This window comes from Solibacillus isronensis (genome assembly GCF_023715405.1).
Classification (GTDB): domain Bacteria; phylum Bacillota; class Bacilli; order Bacillales_A; family Planococcaceae; genus Solibacillus; species Solibacillus isronensis_B.
This window is the reverse complement of the sequence record NZ_JAMBOC010000004.1, coordinates 150,028-167,396: the sequence shown is the minus strand read 5'-3', so window position 1 is coordinate 167,396 and position 17,369 is coordinate 150,028. Positions and strand designations below refer to the sequence as shown.

Below are 17,369 nucleotides of genomic sequence, written 5' to 3'. Positions count from 1 at the left end.
ACTTGCTCTCATGAAACGTTATCGCTGGATACCTGCGGTAATTGTAGCGGCGATGTTGTCAGCGTGTGCACCAAACCTTACACCTGATACAGAACTGACGCAAGAATCAGATACAGAACAAGCTGTGGAAACAACAATTATCCCGAACATGCAAATAAACGATAAATTTTATCGCGTATTGATTCCTTATAAGGAAAGTGCAAGTCGTGGTTTAGTTGTTTCCAATATTTATACGAAGTACGATATGAAGGAAGTCGAAACAGGCTTAATGCGTATTTCGCAAAATCATTTCGATACGGAAAACTATTATTTCCAGGAAGGTCAGTATTTAGATGAGAATACATTGAAATACTGGTTAGCCCGTCCAAATCAAACAGAAGACAAAGGACCGGAGTACCAAGGTCTAAACCCGTCAAGTGTGGATGAGGCGACAGGCAAGGAAATGGATCCGACTGTAAAAGCGACAGAAGCTCCGGTTTATTTGGCACATATTGTGGAACAAAATTATTTAACAAAAACAGATGAGAACAAAGTAAAACTGGCTGGTGTTTCAATCGGTTTAGCGTTAAATTCAGTTTACTATTATCAAAAAGAGCAGTATGGGGAATTTTTTGAACAAAAAATTCCTGATGCAAAAATAGAAGCAGAAGGTAAAAAAATAGCGCAGGAAGTGATCAATCGTTTGCGTGCCCGTCCGGAGCTGGCAGATGTTCCGATTGTCATTGGTTTATTTAAACAAGCTGAAAGAAATGCGATTGTACCGGGGACATATACTGACTATAACTTCGCGGATAAAGGAAAAACAGAATTGGGTGAGTGGAAAGCAATCGATGAAAAATACGTTACTTTCCCGATGAGTTCGCCGGATGATGTATACCGTGACTTGAATACGAACTTCCAAAACTTCAAGCAGGATGTCGACAAATATTTCTCGAACTTCACGAGTGTGTTTGCCACTGGATTTTATCAAAACAAAAAAGTTCAGAAGCTTGATATCGAAATCCCGATCCAGTTTTACGGAACGGCTGAAATTACAGGATTTACACAGTATTTGACCGGTTTAATGCTTAATCATTTACCTCTTGACCTGTATATTTCGGTGAGTATTACTTCTGTTAACGGACCGGAAGTGCTAATTATTAAAGAACCGAATGAAGATAAGCCTTTTGTTCATATTTATGAGTAAAATCCCCCGGAAAATACCATACTTTTACGAGTGTGGTATTTTCTTTTTGCACAGGATTTCTACTTCACTACGTTAATGCGTTAATTTGGCGAAAAATCGTCATAAGTGGGGGATTGTTTGCTGGATTTTTTCCTAAAGCGGAGATTTTTACAAGGAAAAATGTTATCATTATGGGCATGGTTTATGTAGAATCAGCGGGTATCCAAAACAATCACTGACTCCACATATAGACCCGGCGGATGATCCGATTTTGCCGAGGTATATTTGATTCGATAACTTGGAGGTGTAACAAATGGCAAACATTTCGAAAGAAGAAGTAAAACACGTAGCACACTTAGCTCGCCTTGCTATTACAGAAGAGGAAGCAGAGAAATTTGCTGAACAACTAGGGAAAATTACTGATTTCGCAGAGCAGTTAAATGAACTAGATACAACAAATGTAGAACCGACTTCACATGTTTTACCTTTAGTGAACGTACTTCGCGAGGACGTAGCAAAAGAAGGCTTACCTCTTGAAAAAGTAATGCTGAACGTAAAAGAACAAGAAGCAGGTCAAATTAAAGTACCATCAATTATGGAGTAATAGGAGGAACCACTCGCATGACAGTATTTGAGCGCACATCAGCACAATTGCAAGAGAGCTTAAAGTCGGGTGAACTAACAATTGCGGATTTAACAAAAGAAGCGTTTGACCGCATTGAAAAGTTGGACGGCGAAGTACAAGCTTTCTTAGCATTAAATAAAGAACAAGCAACTGCAAAAGCAGCTGAGTTAGATCAAGTTCCTTTTGAGGAGCGCGGTCCATTATTCGGTATGCCGATTGGCGTAAAGGATAACATCGTAACAGAAGGATTGGAAACAACTTGTGCTTCTAAAATTCTGGAAGGCTTTATGCCAATTTACGATGCAACAATCGTAAAAAAATTACGTGATGCAGGCATGGTCACTGTTGGTAAATTGAACATGGATGAGTTCGCAATGGGTTCTTCTAACGAAAACTCTGCTTATAAAACAACTAAAAACCCATGGAACCTTTCGCATGTGCCAGGTGGTTCTTCAGGTGCATCTGCAGCAGCAGTTGCAGCGGGTGAAGTACCATTTTCACTAGGTTCTGATACGGGTGGATCAATCCGTCAACCAGCAGCTTACTGTGGTGTTGTAGGAATGAAACCTACATACGGTCGTGTATCTCGTTTTGGTTTAGTTGCATTCGCATCTTCTTTAGACCAAATCGGACCAATTACACGCAATGTAAAAGACAATGCATTATTACTTGAAGCAATCTCAGGTGTAGACGAAATGGATTCTACTTCTGCAGATGTGCCAGTACCAAACTATGCAGCCGCTTTAGACGGTAATATTAAAGGCTTAAAAATTGCTGTACCAAAAGAATTCCTAGGTGAAGGCGTTGGCGAAGCAGCAAAACAGTCAGTGCTTGATGCATTGGAAGTATTGAAAGGCCTAGGTGCTACAGTAGAAGAGGTATCTTTACCACACTCTAAATATGCATTAGCAGCATATTACATTCTTTCTTCATCAGAAGCATCTTCAAACCTTTCTCGTTTCGATGGTATTCGTTACGGCTACCGTTCAGAAAACGCGAAAAACTTATTAGAGCTATACAAACAATCTCGTGCTGAAGGTTTCGGCGATGAGGTGAAACGTCGTATTATGCTTGGAACATATTCTTTATCAGCTGGTACGTATGATGCTTACTACAAAAAAGCACAACAAGCACGTACTTTAATTAAAGCCGATTACGACAAAGTGTTCGAAAACTACGATGTAATCATTGGGCCAACTGCACCAACACCAGCATTCGCTATTGGCGCAAACATTGATGATCCATTGACAATGTACGCAAACGATATTTTAACAATTCCAATCAACTTAGCAGGTGTACCGGCAATTTCAGTTCCATGCGGTTTTGAAAACGGATTACCATTAGGTTTACAAATTATTGGTAAGCATTTCGATGAAGAAACACTTTACCGTGTGGCATATGCTTATGAGCAACAAACAGATTTTGCTAAACAAACTCCAGCATTATGGGAGGTAAAATAAAATGAACTTTGAAACAGTCATTGGTTTAGAGATTCACGTTGAGTTAAAAACAAACTCAAAAATCTTCTCTAGCAGTCCAAACCACTTTGGTGCGGAACCAAACACAAATACAACAGTAATCGACCTTGGTTATCCAGGCGTTTTACCAGTATTAAATAAACAAGTAGTAGATTACGCTATGCGTGCTTCTTTAGCATTAAACATGGACATCGAACAAGAAACTAAGTTCGACCGTAAAAACTACTTCTATCCAGATAATCCGAAAGCTTACCAAATTTCACAATTTGATAAGCCAATCGGTAAAAACGGTTGGGTAGAAATCGAAATTCCAGCTAAAGGTGATACACCAGGCTATAAAAAGAAAATCGGTATTACTCGTCTTCACATGGAAGAAGATGCTGGTAAATTAACGCATGCTGACGGCTATTCTTTAGTGGATTTAAACCGTCAAGGTACACCATTAGTTGAAATCGTTTCTGAGCCAGATATCCGCACTCCGGACGAGGCATATGCTTATCTAGAAAAAGTAAAATCAATCATTCAATATACAGGCGTTTCTGACGTACGTATGGAGGAAGGTTCTCTTCGTTGTGATGCGAACATTTCAATCCGTCCATACGGTCAAGAAGAGTTCGGTACAAAAACTGAGCTTAAAAACTTAAACTCATTCAACTTTGTACGTCGTGGTTTAGAGCACGAAGAAATCCGCCAAGCAGAAGTATTAATGGCTGGTGGCGTTATCGAGCAGGAAACACGCCGCTTTGATGAGAAAACAGGTAAAACAATCCTTATGCGTGTTAAAGAAGGTACAGATGATTACCGTTACTTCCCAGAGCCCGACTTAGTGCGTCTTTCAATTTCTGATGAATGGGTAGAGCGCGTACGTAACGAGATTCCAGAATTACCGGATGCTCGTAAAGCACGTTATGTTTCTGAATTAGGTTTAAATGATTATGATGCAAACGTACTCGTAGTAAACAAAGAGATTTCTGATTTCTTTGATGCAACTGTAAATGCAGGTGCTGATGCGAAATTATCAGCTAACTGGTTGATGGGTGATATTTCTGCATACTTAAATGCAGAACAAAAAGAGTTGAAAAATACAGCTCTAACACCGGAAAACTTAGCAGGTATGGTGAAATTAATTACGGACGGTACAATTTCTTCTAAAATCGCGAAAAAAGTATTCACTGAGTTAGTAACAAACGGTGGAGACGCAGCGAAAATCGTGAAGGAAAAAGGCTTAGTTCAAATTTCTGATCCGGAAGTAATTCGTGGTTTCGTAACAACTGTTCTTGATAATGATGCAAAATCAGTAGAAGACTTCAAAGCTGGTAAAGACCGTGCGATTAAAGCACTTCTTGGCCAAATTATGAAAGCTTCTAAAGGTCAAGCAAACCCACAATTAACAAACCAAATCTTAATGGAAGAAATTAATAAACGTTAATTTTTTTCTTAGAAGAGGGTAGGACATAACCAAAAAATGCTATTTTTCTCTATGAGAAAAATAGCATTTTTTTGCTGAGCGTTAAAAATTGATTTCCATTCCGGGACGCTTTCTGCGGGCACGGCCTTACACGAACGTCTCAGGCATCGGTGCTCCTGTCGCTACGCTTTCGTCGCAAAATAAATTTTTGCTGTTCCCGCAGGAAGCTTTGCTTGTAGCGAAAGGCGTAGCCGTCAGCTGGTATTTTAACAGTGCGAAAGGTGATACCGTCAGCACGAACACTCGCCCTTCATTCCAATCAATTTTCCAAAATATCCGTTTCTTAATAAAGAGTTTTGTATTTATCCAAATATAATTCTACTTCTATCCCCATCTCTTTGTATTTTTAAAAAGGAATTTTCTTGAAAATTGGCAAGTATAGGCTAATAATGGGGAATATAAAAGGCGAGGTAGAGGAGGGAAATGTTCATGGAAAAAACATGGTGTATTGGACCACTCCAAATTGTCCGGGAACAGCGGATAGAGGAAGATTGTTATGCTGTTATTGAAGGCAAAAAAATAGTCCGGTTTTGTAAAAAAGACGAATTACCTGTACAAATCGATTTTGTGGAAACAAAGGCAGCGTATAAAATGATGCCGGGAATGATTGACCAGCATATTCACGGAATGTCCGGTGCTGATGTTATGGACGGAACTGAAAGCAGTCTAAATACGATCAGTATGGCACTTGCAAAATACGGGGTGACTACCTTTTTAGCAACAACGATGACTGCGGCAGATACACAAATCGAGCATGTTGTACAATCGATTGCCAATACAAAGAACAATGTTAAAGGTGCCAAAATTGCCGGCATACATTTAGAAGGTCCTTTCATTAACCCGATTCAAAAAGGGGCACAGTCCGATCAGTTTATAATAAAGCCTTCTGTAGAAATATTTGACCATCTAAATGAGTCTTCCCAAAACGAAATTAAACTAATTACAATAGCAGCTGAGTTAGATGAAGGCCATAAGCTTGCAACATATTTAAAAAATAAAGGGATTGTAGCATCGATTGGTCATTCTGATGCCAAATACACTGAGACAAAGGCATTGCTAGAACAACAGCTTATTCAGAATGCCACTCATTTTTGCAATGGGATGAGGCCAATCCATCACCGGGAGCCAGGCTTGCAGGTCGCTTTACTGCAAAGTGAGTGTATGTTGGAAATTATTGCTGACGGCTTTCATATTCACTCGGACATGATTCGCTTTATTTACGATACGATTGGTGAGGACCGAATGATATTAATATCAGACAGTATGCGGGCAACCGAATTAGCAGACGGTATTTATGATTTAGGTGGACAACAAGTTCGGGTAGAAGAGGGCTTGTGTAAATTAGTCGGAAGTGATGCGCTTGCGGGAAGTACGCTCAATTTAAATAAGTCCAGAAAGAATATGAAAGAGTGGCTCGGACTATCAGATGTGACACTGGCTAAGCTGACTTCAACAAACAGTGCAAAATTGTTAGGGTTATATGAAGAAAAAGGGTCAATTGAAATTGGCAAAGATGCTGATTTTTATATTGTAAATGAAAAAGAGGATGTTGTATTAACTGTTTCAGAAGGAAAGATTATTTATGAAAATAGTAAGATTTAAAAAGGAGGGGTGGAAATGAATTTCATTAAAGGAGAGGCTGTGCGCCTTAACCCCGAGCTGAAAAAAAGTTTCTTTAAACTGGCAAACGATACTTTTGGTCTGGATTTCGAACAATGGGATGAGCAAGGGTATTGGAACGATACATATTGTCCCTATGTGTTTGAAGAGGATGGCGAAATAGTGGCCAATGTTTCTACAAGTATCGGGACGATGATTTTGGATGGCAGGCAGTATAAAGCTGTTCAAATCGGGACTGTTATGACAAATCCAAAATTCCAAGGGAAAGGATTGTCCCGTCAACTTATGGAAAAGGTGATGGAAGATCATGTGAGTGCACATATCATATACCTGTTTGCAAATAAAACTGTATTGGGCTTTTATCCGAAGTTCGGTTTTGAAACACGTATACAATCTACATTTACTGTGGATAAAAAAGATATTGAAACGGTTCATACTGAAGTGAAGAAAGTGAACCTGGATGATAAGCCTACAAGAAATGTATTTTATGAAACAACGGTGTTTAGAAAACCAGTCAGTCAGAAAATGAGTATGGTTCAAAATGAAAATATCGTGATGTTCCATGCATTGATGCAATATCGGGACTGTATTTATTATGTTCCTAAGTATCAGGCATTCGTCATTTTGAATGTAACAAGCGATTATGCTGAGTTAATCGATGTGATTTCTAAAGAGCAGGTTGATGTACAGGAAATACTCGGTTGCTTACCGATTCAATCCGAAAAAATCAGACTGTGCTTTACACCGGATAATTTAAAGATTCCTGTCATGCAAGATTTGCTCATCGATGAGGGAGCAATGTTTGTTAAAAATCAAAAAGATATTATGTATCCGAATAATTTGCTCTATCCATATAGTGGTTTGGCATAAAAAAATAGAGATCCGTAAAATCCTGCGGGTCTCCATTTTGCGGTTACTTCAATAATTTTAATGTAATATCCAAAAGCCGTTTTTTAGCTTTACGGGCAATTGGTATTCCCTCCAAGTCGAATCCGTGTGTACATCCTTGGTAAATATCAAATTGAACTTGTACACGGGACTGCTGTAGTTTATCCACAAATTCACATACTTCTTCGTAAAATAAATCGTGCGTTCCGATAAACGTATATACCGGCGGAAGCCCTTCAACATTTGCATAAAAAGGCGATGCATAAGGTGGGATGTTTTCACGATCCGGTAAATAAGCAAGCCAACTTTTTCTGTTTTTTTCGGCATTCCAAATAGCAGGTGAGGTAAATTTCTTATGAAATGACCTTTCATTTGCATCAAGCATCGGATACAACGGTAAAACCGCCGCGATTTTTGGCCCTTTTTCATCTCGGGCTTTTAATGCTACGGCCAATGCTAAGTTTCCCCCGGCACTGGCGCCACTTACGATAATTTTCGTTAGATCTATATTCAGATCGCCTGCATGTTCACTTAGCCACTTTAATAGCTCATACCCGTCGTTTAAAGCAGCAGGGTAAGGGTTTTCCGGAGCGAGCCGATATTGCGGGAGGAACACTACCGCTTGGAAGTTATGTACAAAATCTGTTACATAAGGTAAGCTGTCATCCGGACTGCCGAACACCATACCCCCGCCATGAAACCAAATAAAGCCCGGCATATTTTGTACTGCATTCTTCGGCTGTATCCGGATGACTCGTATATTTCCTATCATCATTTCTTCGATTAAACAATTTTCAAGTTGGTAGTTTTGCTCGGAATAATGGATAAATGTTCTGTTCATGATCAGTTGCTCGAATGTACGAGAATTTTTTAATTTACGATCAATACTTTCAACGAGTTCAGGGTGCAGTCCATTCATCATGTTACAGCCTCCGATACTTTCCGTTGTTCAATTTTCTTAAAGGAACGCAGAGAGAATTTCATAACGAACCAACTAAGCACACTCCCTGCAAATAAAGGAATTGCCCCCGGCATAATATTGAAAATGCCATAGATCAATATGATACATAACGCATTTAAAATGACCGTGAAAGGTGAAGTGACCGTAAATAAAAATGCTTGTTTGATTATTGCCAAAAATGCTAAATCAAAATGTACATACACTGGAAAGAAGAAAAATAAAGTTCCAAAAATTAAAAAGGCAATGATAAAAGTTGGTATGAGAAGGAATGATAAAGAATCCACCATATAAATCGCATAAAAGTCGATTGCTAAAATCAGCACAATAATATAACTAATTACCGCATATCCATTACCTCTAAGCCACTCGGTTTTATAGACTTCCCAAAATGTTTTTGTAATCGGCTTCTCAATATTAAGAAGAAATTGTCTTGTAATTGTAAATAAAGCAATCGTCGCCGGAAATATTCCGAAAACAAAAAGTCCAGTCGCAGAAAAAAATAGCCATAGAAAATTCAAGTAAATTATTTTTAATAGCTTTACACCAAAATCGTAAAACCCGTCCCAAAATGTCATAAAGTTAATAACCCCCTTGTCTTTATTATAAAATAAAAAATCTGAAAAATCGTACAATTTAAATTAAGGTCTTTTAATGGACTTGAGTTCCTCCTAAATTTTTTGTAGTCTGGAAAAAATAGCTATTTCGCTATTTTATACAAAGGAAAAATAAAAAGGGGGATGGGTTATGAGTAATACAATTTTTAAAAAGTTGGGACTGCTATTTTTAGTATTAGTGCTTTCTGTTGTAATGGCTGCATGCAGCGAAGATGAAACGACATCAACAGATGCGGATACAAATACGGACAATGGAAGCGCTAACACAGATTCAGAAGAATCTTCAGGATTATCAGGTGAAATCACAGTTTGGGCACACCCTTATACAGATGGCTCAACAGGTGAAGGAGATATGTGGAAAACATTTGCATCGGATTTTGAAGCTGAAACAGGTGTAAAGGTAAACTTCGAACAAATTCCATGGGCAAATCGTGACCAAAAAATCTTAACGGCTTTAGCGGCAGGTCAAGGTCCGGACGTATTCTATGTAATTCCTGACCAAATGCCACAATATGCAGAACAACAATTAATTTTAGATATATCGCAATATGTTACAGATGAAGATTTAAGCGGTTTTGTACCAACTGCTATCGAAGCAACAAGTTGGAAAGGCAAACAGTACGGAATGCCAATTTTACAAACAGCGGAGTCATTAATTTATAACAAAGATATTTTAACGGAGTTAGGGGTAGATGAAAACAGCCTTCCGACAACATGGGATGAATTCAAAGCTTTAGCTGAGAAAGCTAAAGCAGCTGGTTATTATGCATTCTCCTATGCTGGTGGAGGTTCTTTAAATAACACGCTTTATCCATTTTTATGGCAAGCTGGCGGTAATGTAATTGATGAAGAAAACAACATCTTAATTAACAAGCCTGAAGCGGTTAAGTCATTTGAATTAATTAACGAAATGTATACAAAGGGCTGGATTCCGCAAGATTCAATTACAGCGCTTGATCATGACTCACTTTACTTCGGCGGAAAGTTATTAGCTGTAAATGGTTCTGGTATTTCGGTAAACCGTTTATTAGCTGAGAAGCCATTTGAGTTTGTTATTGCTCCACCATTAAAAGATGCAGAGCAATTAACTTACGGTACTGTTGGTATGTTTGTAGGTTCGGCGATTTCTAAAAATCCTGAAGCCGCAGCAGAGTTCATGAAGTATATTACAAATACAGATAACCAACGTACATTCAACAATATTACACAATATATCCCGACACGTGATGAAGCGAAGGATATTTTTGATTCACAACAATACATGGCTCAATTAGCAGGCTACACAGAGTATGCGAAGCCAGGTGTGATTCACCCAGAAGGGCGTAATATTATGCCTTTAGTTCAAGCAGAAATTCAAGCAATGTTAGAAGGTAAACAATCTCCTCAGGAAGCTGCAGATAAAGCGGCAGACGCAATTGATAAGGTAATTAACAAATAATTTTAAAGGAGAGTTTGGTCGTGAAGATCAAACTCTCTCATTACTTCAAGTACAGAAAGGGTGAGGCATGTGACCTCTACAACTTCTAAACAATCACTTAGTGCACGAATTAAGAGGGAGTTAAACAAAAATCTATTAGTCTATGTCGTGCTCGTTCCCGTAATAATTCATTTTCTTATTTTTCAAATCTATCCATTTGCTTTAAGTTTTTATTTAACGTTTCATGACTGGAAAATTATTGGGGACCCTGAGTTTGTCGGGTTAAAACATTGGAAAAGTTTGTTTGATGATGAAATCGCTTGGAAAGCAATATGGAATACAGTTAAGTTTTCCATCTATTATATAGTTCCAACAATGGCGCTTGGCCTAATTTTAGCAGTAATCATTAATTCAGGAGTTAAATTTTCAGGGTTTTTTAAAGGATTGTTTTTCTTACCTGTTGTTACATCATTCGTAATTATTGCAGGTATTTGGGGATGGTTATTCCGCGGTACAGAAGATGGTTTTATAAACTATTTAATCGGTTTTGTCGGAATCAACCCACAGCTGTTTTTATCCAGTTCATCACAGGCGCTTCTCGTCTTGGCAGGATTAAGTATTTTTAAAGTAGCGGGTACAACGATGATTTACTATTATGCGGGACTACAATCCATCGACCGTCAATTGTATGAAGCGGCTCGGATTGATGGTGCAAGTCCATGGAAGATCTTCTGGAAAGTTACATTCCCGATGTTAAAGCCTATTCACTTTTACGTGGCAATTACAACAACGATTGGTTCATTCCAAATTTTCGACTCTGCGTTCTTGTTAACGAATGGGGGACCGAACTACTCAACAACGACCATCGTGTATTACTTATATCATCAAGGGTTTACAAGCTTGAACTTGAGCTATGCAGCAGTCTTATCGTATGTGTTATTCTTTATCATTTTAATTATCTCGTTAATACAACGTAAATATATCGGGAAAGATCCAAATTATTATTAAGCTGGTGCGGGAAGGAGCAGATAAATGAAAAAAGTAATCTCTTATACAGCATTAGCAATATTAGCAATCATTTTTATAATGCCGTTCATCATCATGGTGTTCGGTTCATTAAAAGAAGTGAAACAGGCACAAATTGATCCGCTGTTTTGGCTGCCGACCAATCCATCAATCCAAAACTATATAACAATTTTTACGAATGGGATTTTTATACGATGGATCTGGAACTCTATCGTTATAACTGTCATTCCTGTTATTACTCAAATGCTTTTTGCGGCATTGCTCGGTTATATATTTGCTAAAAAGCAATTTTGGGGTAAAGAGGCAATCTTCTGGATTTTCATGGCAGTCATCATGATTCCTCAACAGTTATTTATTATTCCCAAATATATTATGTTCGCCGACTTTGGATGGATTAATACATATTGGGCATTAATTGTACCTGAATTATGGGCAATCATGGGTGTATTTTTAGTACGACAATTTTTACAGGGAATACCGAAAGATTTGGAAGAGGCTGCCTATATTGACGGGGCGAATGACTGGCAAATCTTCTTCAAGATTATTTTGCCGCTATCATTCCCAGTAATTGCGACAGTAGGAACTTTTGCTTTTATTTCAAACTGGAATGACTTATTCCAGCCGTTAATTTATTTAACAAATGAAAAGATGTTTCCAGTTACAGTTGGTCTTGCCTCGATGCTCGGAAAAGAAGGGAACTTCGGTGTCGAAATGGCAGGTGCAACAATTTCATTCATACCGACATTTTTAATATTTATTTTCTTCCAACGTTATTTTACAGAAGGAATTACAATGTCAGGTATTAAGTAGGGGGCTTCTATGAAAATAGGTATGATCGGAGCAGATTCAACCCATGCAGTCGCGTTCAGTGAAAGGCTACAGAAAAAAGGTCATGAGCTATTCGCATATCGGGGTGGATCTACAATTGAAATAAGTAGAAACCGAATTGAACGAGTTTCAGCGGAGTTGCATATAAGAGGAATTCCTTTTATAAAAACACTACAGGAACTGGCAGACATTTGTGATGCGTTTATCATTACATCGGTTGATGCCTCACAACATTTCGAGCAATTTGCAGTCTTGGCTGCTTCTGAAAAACCTATTTTTATCGATAAACCATTGGCACAAAATTACGAGCAGGCCATTTCCATTATGGAACTAGCCAATGAAAAGGGAACACCTTTGATGAGCTGCTCTGCTTTACGCTTTGCTGAAGAAATTCAACTGGCAAAATCTAAAAAGAGCATTGAGGCAGTGGACATCATAACTCCACTGCCGATGCTGCAGGAATTCGACTATTACTATTATGGCATACATGCAGTGGAAATGATCAGTGCGTTAAAAGGAACATCTTTCAAAGACATAGCCGTTACCTTTAATGATCAGCAACACTTTATCTCATTAACATATCAGGATGGGACAGTATCTTCAATTAGAGGGTACTTGCAGCATCGTCAAAGTTTTCAATTTGTAACACATACTCAGCAGCAAAGTGAATGGTTTGAAATTGCTGAAGGAGATGTCCGATTTTATGATCGCCTGATTGATGCAATAGAGCAATTTTTTATAGAGAAAAAAAGTCACATTGATCTCACCGACACATTGCAGACAATCAAACTATTAGATCAGATAAAGCATATTGCCAGCACAACTTACTGATTCTTTATATCTTCTAAAAACTGAATATAATAGATGCGTTTAGGACGTCCTCGGTGAGCTACCTTTTCCTCGCCGATAATATCAACTAGTCCGGCATCCAGCCATTTTAGCAGTATCCGATTTGCGCTTCGTAACGTGATATTCAATGTTTGAGCAAGTTCTTCGGCCGTATAAATAAACTTTTGATGCTTCATAATGCGACCCATTAATTTGGATATATAGGAAGCGGACATACCGGCTTTTTCCGCCCGCTCCAATAATTTTAAATCTGTTATGACTAACGGGTACTGTTCATAGTTAATAAAAACGGTCGTATCGATTGGACCGATCACACTATTATCTTCACGCACGATATAACAAAGGTTTGGTCCGTTTTCATTTGCCTGATAGAGAGCCTGTTTGGCATGACGACCGGAATCATTTGCATTGATTCCAAAGCCGACACCGATTGTGCAATTAATTTTCAGCTCTTCTTTAAAGCGGGAAAGCAGCGGCAAATGTTTGTACCCTAATGTTTCGCGCTCAAATTGTCCACGGGTCGTAATAAAACTATATTGTAATGGATTCAGCATGATTAAATGACCATCCATTTGTTGTGTGAACTGCTGAAGTATTTGTTCCACTTTCGACTGTTCTTGTTTAGCAATCAATTCAAATTGAATCAAACCGTATACAATTTGACTTTCTTTGTTTTGTCGCCCTTTAGAGGCCAATAATACCCGTTCAAAAGCAACAATCAATTCTTGCTTTGTCGGAATTAAATAACGACATTCGATATTATGTTCACTTAATGATTCATAGACAGAGGCAATCGTAGTAACCGGAAAATAGCCTTGTTCAGCATGTTTTATATGATTTTCCAATATGGCATCAACCGTTTCGCCTTCAGAAAACACATAGTCGATTTTATGATGTAACTGATGTGTAATCGACAAGATGGTACTTTGTTGTAAAAAGTCAAAACAATACTGCTTCTGTTCATTTTGTATTTTATGGGTTAATAGCAATTCATATAGCTGAAGCGCTCTACTATTAATCTGATAAAGCTGCAAAGATGAATCATAGAATTTCAATTGCTGAAAAATATAAGGATCTGCTGCGACAAGCATTTCGTATTCATATATAAATCGCTGTAGCTCGTCCGTCATTATAAAGTCTTGTGTTAAAAAATAATGTGGTTGGATATTAGGGAATCCACGTAATGCTTCTTTAATTGTATCCTGCAAAATTTCAGGAACAATAATCCCTACTAAACTTTGTGAGGTATACGGAAGTGCCTTATTCATTATGTCTGTGCCTCCAAAAATCCATATTAATATAATTTTACAGAAAGATGTAAGAATATTCAATTTATAAAGGGGTGACCGCAATGCAAACGGTACAACAATTAGAAGAATTTATGACAAAACCTTCTGCTGCATTAGTAGAGGATATAAAAAAAATTGATGGTGATATTTTGATTTTAGGAATTGCAGGAAAGATGGGTCCTACTTTAGCAAAAATGGCGAAGCGTGCTGCTGAAGAAGCGGGGATCGAGAAACGGATCATCGGTGTGGCCAGATTTTCAAATAAAGAAATGAAAGAAGAGCTGGAATCTGCAGGGATTGAAACAATTACTTGTGATTTAATGGATGAAGAGCAACTCGCTCAGTTACCGGATATACCGAATATCATTTTCATGGCGGGAAATAAATTCGGTACAGTTAATAACGAACACTTCACATGGGCGATGAATACATACGTACCAGGTCGTGTGGCAGATAAATTTAAAAACTCAAATATCGTCGTATTTTCTTCAGGCAATATTTATCCATTTACTCCTGTAACAGCGGGCAATTGCGGAGAAGATGTAACACCGGTTCCCGTTGGTGAATATGCAATGTCCACATTAGGAAGAGAACGTATTTTTACGAATTTCTCCAATCGCTTTCATACAAAAATGCTTATGTTCCGTTTAAATTATGCGATTGATTTACGATACGGGGTTTTATTGGAAGTTGCAAAATCCGTCTACAATAATGAGCCGGTTGATGTCACGATGGGCAGTGTCAATGTCATCTGGCAAGGGGATGCAAACGAATACGCGATTCGCTCGCTAATACATTGCGAATCACCTGTAAAAATTCTGAATGTAACAGGGCCGGAAACATTGTCTGTTCGCTGGCTGGCGAAGGAGTTTGCAAAACGCTTTAATAAGGAAGCTATAATTATAGGGGTGGAACAGGAAACAGCATTATTAAATACAGCGGCCCATGCCCATAAATTATTTGGCTATCCCCGTGTATCCATTGAGCAAATGCTTGATATGGTTGCAAATTGGGTGGAATTAGATGGTGCCACATTAAATAAACCAACGCATTTCCAAGAGCGAAAAGGGGCGTTTTAAATGAATGAAGCTGTAAAAAAAGCATTGTTTGACGGTGCGTTTATTCCGGCGCATCCATTAGCGTTAAACGAAGACAAATCGTTGGATGAAGTAAGTCAGCGTGCCTTGACGAAATATTATATTGAAGCTGGTGTCGGGGGCTTGGCAGTTGGTGTTCATACGACACAATTTGAGATTCGTGATCCCCAATTCAACTTGTATGAGCGTGTTCTTTCAATTGCAATAGATGAAATGAAGAAAGCGAATGTTCCGGAATCCTTCATTAAAATAGGTGGTGTTTGCGGTCCGGTAGAGCAGGCGAAAAATGAAGCGACAATTTTAAAATCTCTTGGCTATGATTTAGCTTTACTAAGTATGGGAGGACTCCAACATTTATCAGAAGCGCAGTTATTGGAGCGAACGAGAGAAGTTGCCAAAATCATTCCTGTAGTTGGTTTCTATTTACAGCCATCAGTAGGCGGCCGTGTATTCACATACAAGTTTTGGCATGAACTTGCCAATATAGAAAATGTATATGCAATTAAAATGGCGCCTTTTAATCGCTATCAAACATTAGATGTCGTTCGGGCTGTAAGCAATAGCGACCGCCGGGATGAAATCGCTCTTTATACAGGAAATGACGATAATATTGTCATTGATCTATTAACTGAATATGCATTTACGATTAATGGTGAAACCGTTAAAAAGAAAGTGGTTGGCGGCTTGTTGGGGCATTGGTCAGTATGGGCAAAAACTGCCGTTCAATATTTTGAAGAGATTAAGGCAGCTAGAGATAAAGCACAAATTGATGCAAGCTGGTTAACAAAAGCCATCGAAGTGACAGATGCGAATGCGGCTTTCTTCGACCCGGCACATGCCTTTAAAGGGAGCATTGCAGGGATCAATGAAGTATTGACGAGACAAGGATTGTTAAAAGGAAACTGGTGTCTGGCAGACCACGAAGTATTAAGTGAAGGTCAAGCCGATGAAATAACTCGAGTTTATAAAATGTATCCGCATTTAAATGATGATGTATTTGTTAAACAAAATTTAGCAAAGTGGAAATCAGGTGAGAAGAGTGAAAGCTTTACAAGCACATGATGGTGTCGTGAAAATAGCTGAAATCGATCAACCCGAGCTTTTTGCAACAGGGGTATTAGTAGAGACCTATTATACTGCTGTTTCACCAGGGACTGAACGGTTATTAATTGAAGGAAGCAAACAAGGGGTACGCCAGCTTGGTTATAGCGCTGTTGGGAAAGTGAAGGGAATTGGTCAAAGTGTTACAACCGTCCAAGTAGGTGATATCGTTGCTTGCTACGGTGCACCTTATGTTGGGCATATGGAGCAGCTTGTTGTACCGGAAATATTAGTAGCTAAATGTTCTGCAGAAGTTTTGCCAAAGCACGCGGCATTCGCAGCACACGGTACGATTGCCATTCACGCAATACGTCAAGGACAACTGCAGTTCGGTGAATCGGTTGTAGTTATCGGGTTAGGAGTACTTGGCCAAATGATTGCAAAGATTTGCGCAGCAGCAAGTTATGACGTCATCTGCTATGAACCTAATGAAAAAAGAGCAGAAATGCTGAAAGGTACACCGGGCATTGAAATTTTTTCGGATTTAAAAGAAATGGAACAGCATATTGTGGATTATACGAAAGGGCATGGTGTAGATGCTGTTCTATTATGTGCTGGTGGCAAACAATCTGAAACAACTCCCCGTAGCCTTGAGTGGGTTCGTAAGCAAGGCAGAATTGTTATTGTCGGTGATGTAGAACCACAATTTAATCGTGAACAATTGTTTATAAAGGAAGCGATCATTACGATTTCAAGAGCTGGCGGACCAGGCCGTTATGATGCTCGCTATGAAAGAGAAGCGATTGACTACCCGTATCATTATGTTCGCTGGACGGAAGGGCGCAACCTGGCAGCCTATATTCGTTTACTGGAACGAAAGGCGATCGATGTTTCTGACTTTGTGCAACTGGAAATTCCTTTTGAAAATTCAGCCGGTGTGTATGACATATTAGAGAGCAGTGAGGCATTGACCGCCATCATTGAATATTCGGGAGGGAATTAA

The 17,369-nt window shown here is 38.7% G+C and carries 16 protein-coding genes; 13 read left to right on the top strand and 3 right to left on the bottom strand.

All coding sequences use genetic code 11. The features are described from left to right. Nucleotides 1-10 precede the first annotated feature (10 nt). From M3166_RS15730 to M3166_RS15705, 6 genes are all read left to right on the top strand, one after another. Nucleotides 11-1,186 (top strand): CamS family sex pheromone protein, encoded by a 1,176-nt coding sequence (locus tag M3166_RS15730; RefSeq protein WP_251690798.1) that lies wholly within the window; start codon nucleotides 11-13, stop codon nucleotides 1,184-1,186. Between the two features lie 292 nt (nucleotides 1,187-1,478). Then, nucleotides 1,479-1,769 carry an Asp-tRNA(Asn)/Glu-tRNA(Gln) amidotransferase subunit GatC gene (gene gatC, locus M3166_RS15725; RefSeq protein WP_079523753.1) on the top strand — a complete coding sequence of 97 codons (291 nt, stop codon included), beginning with the start codon at nucleotides 1,479-1,481 and terminating at the stop codon, nucleotides 1,767-1,769. Nucleotides 1,770-1,786: 17 nt separating this feature from the next. Further along, nucleotides 1,787-3,250, top strand: coding sequence for an Asp-tRNA(Asn)/Glu-tRNA(Gln) amidotransferase subunit GatA (gene gatA, locus M3166_RS15720; protein WP_251690797.1), 1,464 nt, complete (start codon nucleotides 1,787-1,789; stop codon nucleotides 3,248-3,250). 1 nt (nucleotide 3,251) lies between these two features. Beyond that, nucleotides 3,252-4,697, top strand: a complete 1,446-nt coding sequence (gatB, locus tag M3166_RS15715; protein WP_251690796.1) for an Asp-tRNA(Asn)/Glu-tRNA(Gln) amidotransferase subunit GatB — start codon at nucleotides 3,252-3,254, stop codon at nucleotides 4,695-4,697. Between the two features lie 468 nt (nucleotides 4,698-5,165). Continuing rightward, entirely contained in the window at nucleotides 5,166-6,338 is a 1,173-nt protein-coding gene (nagA, locus tag M3166_RS15710; RefSeq protein WP_251690795.1) for an N-acetylglucosamine-6-phosphate deacetylase, read from the top strand. A 15-nt stretch (nucleotides 6,339-6,353) separates the two neighbouring features. After that, on the top strand, nucleotides 6,354-7,226 hold the full coding sequence (locus M3166_RS15705; RefSeq protein ID WP_251690794.1) for a GNAT family N-acetyltransferase: 873 nt from the start codon (nucleotides 6,354-6,356) through the stop codon (nucleotides 7,224-7,226). A gap of 43 nt (nucleotides 7,227-7,269) precedes the next feature. Here the strand turns inward: M3166_RS15705 and M3166_RS15700 are convergent, their stop codons facing one another. Continuing rightward, nucleotides 7,270-8,166, bottom strand: a complete 897-nt coding sequence (locus M3166_RS15700; protein WP_251690793.1) for an alpha/beta hydrolase — start codon at nucleotides 8,164-8,166, stop codon at nucleotides 7,270-7,272. Next, a complete protein-coding gene (locus M3166_RS15695) occupies nucleotides 8,163-8,780 on the bottom strand; it encodes a YesL family protein (RefSeq protein ID WP_251690792.1) in 618 nt (205 codons plus the stop codon). Before M3166_RS15695 ends, M3166_RS15700 begins: the two co-directional genes overlap by 4 nt. 169 nt (nucleotides 8,781-8,949) lie before the next feature. Between M3166_RS15695 and M3166_RS15690 the strand changes: the two genes are divergently transcribed. The 4 genes from M3166_RS15690 to M3166_RS15675 all read left to right on the top strand — a co-directional run bounded on the left by M3166_RS15690 (nucleotide 8,950) and on the right by M3166_RS15675 (nucleotide 12,921). After that, the gene (locus M3166_RS15690) at nucleotides 8,950-10,257 is read left to right on the top strand and encodes a sugar ABC transporter substrate-binding protein (RefSeq protein ID WP_251690791.1); all 1,308 of its coding nucleotides are present in this window, start codon (nucleotides 8,950-8,952) and stop codon (nucleotides 10,255-10,257) included. A 69-nt stretch (nucleotides 10,258-10,326) separates the two neighbouring features. Next, a complete protein-coding gene (locus M3166_RS15685) occupies nucleotides 10,327-11,244 on the top strand; it encodes a carbohydrate ABC transporter permease (protein WP_251690790.1) in 918 nt (305 codons plus the stop codon). A 24-nt stretch (nucleotides 11,245-11,268) separates the two neighbouring features. After that, entirely contained in the window at nucleotides 11,269-12,072 is an 804-nt protein-coding gene (locus M3166_RS15680) for a carbohydrate ABC transporter permease (RefSeq protein ID WP_251690789.1), read from the top strand. A gap of 9 nt (nucleotides 12,073-12,081) precedes the next feature. Further along, nucleotides 12,082-12,921, top strand: a complete 840-nt coding sequence (locus tag M3166_RS15675; RefSeq protein WP_251690788.1) for a Gfo/Idh/MocA family oxidoreductase — start codon at nucleotides 12,082-12,084, stop codon at nucleotides 12,919-12,921. Here M3166_RS15675 and M3166_RS15670 read toward each other — a convergent pair. Beyond that, a complete protein-coding gene (locus tag M3166_RS15670; RefSeq protein ID WP_251690787.1) occupies nucleotides 12,915-14,207 on the bottom strand; it encodes a transcriptional regulator in 1,293 nt (430 codons plus the stop codon). The genes M3166_RS15675 and M3166_RS15670 overlap by 7 nt on opposite strands. Before the next feature lie 83 nt (nucleotides 14,208-14,290). On the opposite strand from M3166_RS15670, the gene M3166_RS15665 reads away from it, so the two are divergent. Genes M3166_RS15665 through M3166_RS19525 form a run of 3 tightly spaced genes read left to right on the top strand, consistent with a single transcriptional unit; the run spans nucleotide 14,291 to nucleotide 17,369 of the window. Further along, entirely contained in the window at nucleotides 14,291-15,307 is a 1,017-nt protein-coding gene (locus M3166_RS15665) for an NAD-dependent epimerase/dehydratase family protein (RefSeq protein ID WP_251690786.1), read from the top strand. Beyond that, nucleotides 15,308-16,387, top strand: a complete 1,080-nt coding sequence (locus M3166_RS15660) for a dihydrodipicolinate synthase family protein (RefSeq protein WP_251690785.1) — start codon at nucleotides 15,308-15,310, stop codon at nucleotides 16,385-16,387. After that, a complete protein-coding gene (locus M3166_RS19525; protein ID WP_251690784.1) occupies nucleotides 16,356-17,369 on the top strand; it encodes a zinc-dependent alcohol dehydrogenase in 1,014 nt (337 codons plus the stop codon). Before M3166_RS15660 ends, M3166_RS19525 begins: the two co-directional genes overlap by 32 nt.

Excerpts from the sequence above, each read along its gene's own strand:
- M3166_RS15680 (WP_251690789.1), top strand. The coding sequence starts at position 11,269 with ATGAAAAAAGTAATCTCTTATACAGCATTAGCAATATTAGCAATCATT.
- M3166_RS15670 (WP_251690787.1), bottom strand. The coding sequence starts at position 14,207 with ATGAATAAGGCACTTCCGTATACCTCACAAAGTTTAGTAGGGATTATT.
- M3166_RS15660 (WP_251690785.1), top strand. The coding sequence starts at position 15,308 with ATGAATGAAGCTGTAAAAAAAGCATTGTTTGACGGTGCGTTTATTCCG.
- M3166_RS15665 (WP_251690786.1), top strand. The coding sequence starts at position 14,291 with ATGCAAACGGTACAACAATTAGAAGAATTTATGACAAAACCTTCTGCT.
- gatA (WP_251690797.1), top strand. The coding sequence starts at position 1,787 with ATGACAGTATTTGAGCGCACATCAGCACAATTGCAAGAGAGCTTAAAG.
- M3166_RS15700 (WP_251690793.1), bottom strand. The coding sequence starts at position 8,166 with ATGATGAATGGACTGCACCCTGAACTCGTTGAAAGTATTGATCGTAAA.
- M3166_RS15690 (WP_251690791.1), top strand. The coding sequence starts at position 8,950 with ATGAGTAATACAATTTTTAAAAAGTTGGGACTGCTATTTTTAGTATTA.
- M3166_RS15675 (WP_251690788.1), top strand. The coding sequence starts at position 12,082 with ATGAAAATAGGTATGATCGGAGCAGATTCAACCCATGCAGTCGCGTTC.
- M3166_RS15705 (WP_251690794.1), top strand. The coding sequence starts at position 6,354 with ATGAATTTCATTAAAGGAGAGGCTGTGCGCCTTAACCCCGAGCTGAAA.
- M3166_RS15695 (WP_251690792.1), bottom strand. The coding sequence starts at position 8,780 with ATGACATTTTGGGACGGGTTTTACGATTTTGGTGTAAAGCTATTAAAA.
- gatC (WP_079523753.1), top strand. The coding sequence starts at position 1,479 with ATGGCAAACATTTCGAAAGAAGAAGTAAAACACGTAGCACACTTAGCT.
- M3166_RS15730 (WP_251690798.1), top strand. The coding sequence starts at position 11 with ATGAAACGTTATCGCTGGATACCTGCGGTAATTGTAGCGGCGATGTTG.
- gatB (WP_251690796.1), top strand. The coding sequence starts at position 3,252 with ATGAACTTTGAAACAGTCATTGGTTTAGAGATTCACGTTGAGTTAAAA.
- nagA (WP_251690795.1), top strand. The coding sequence starts at position 5,166 with ATGGAAAAAACATGGTGTATTGGACCACTCCAAATTGTCCGGGAACAG.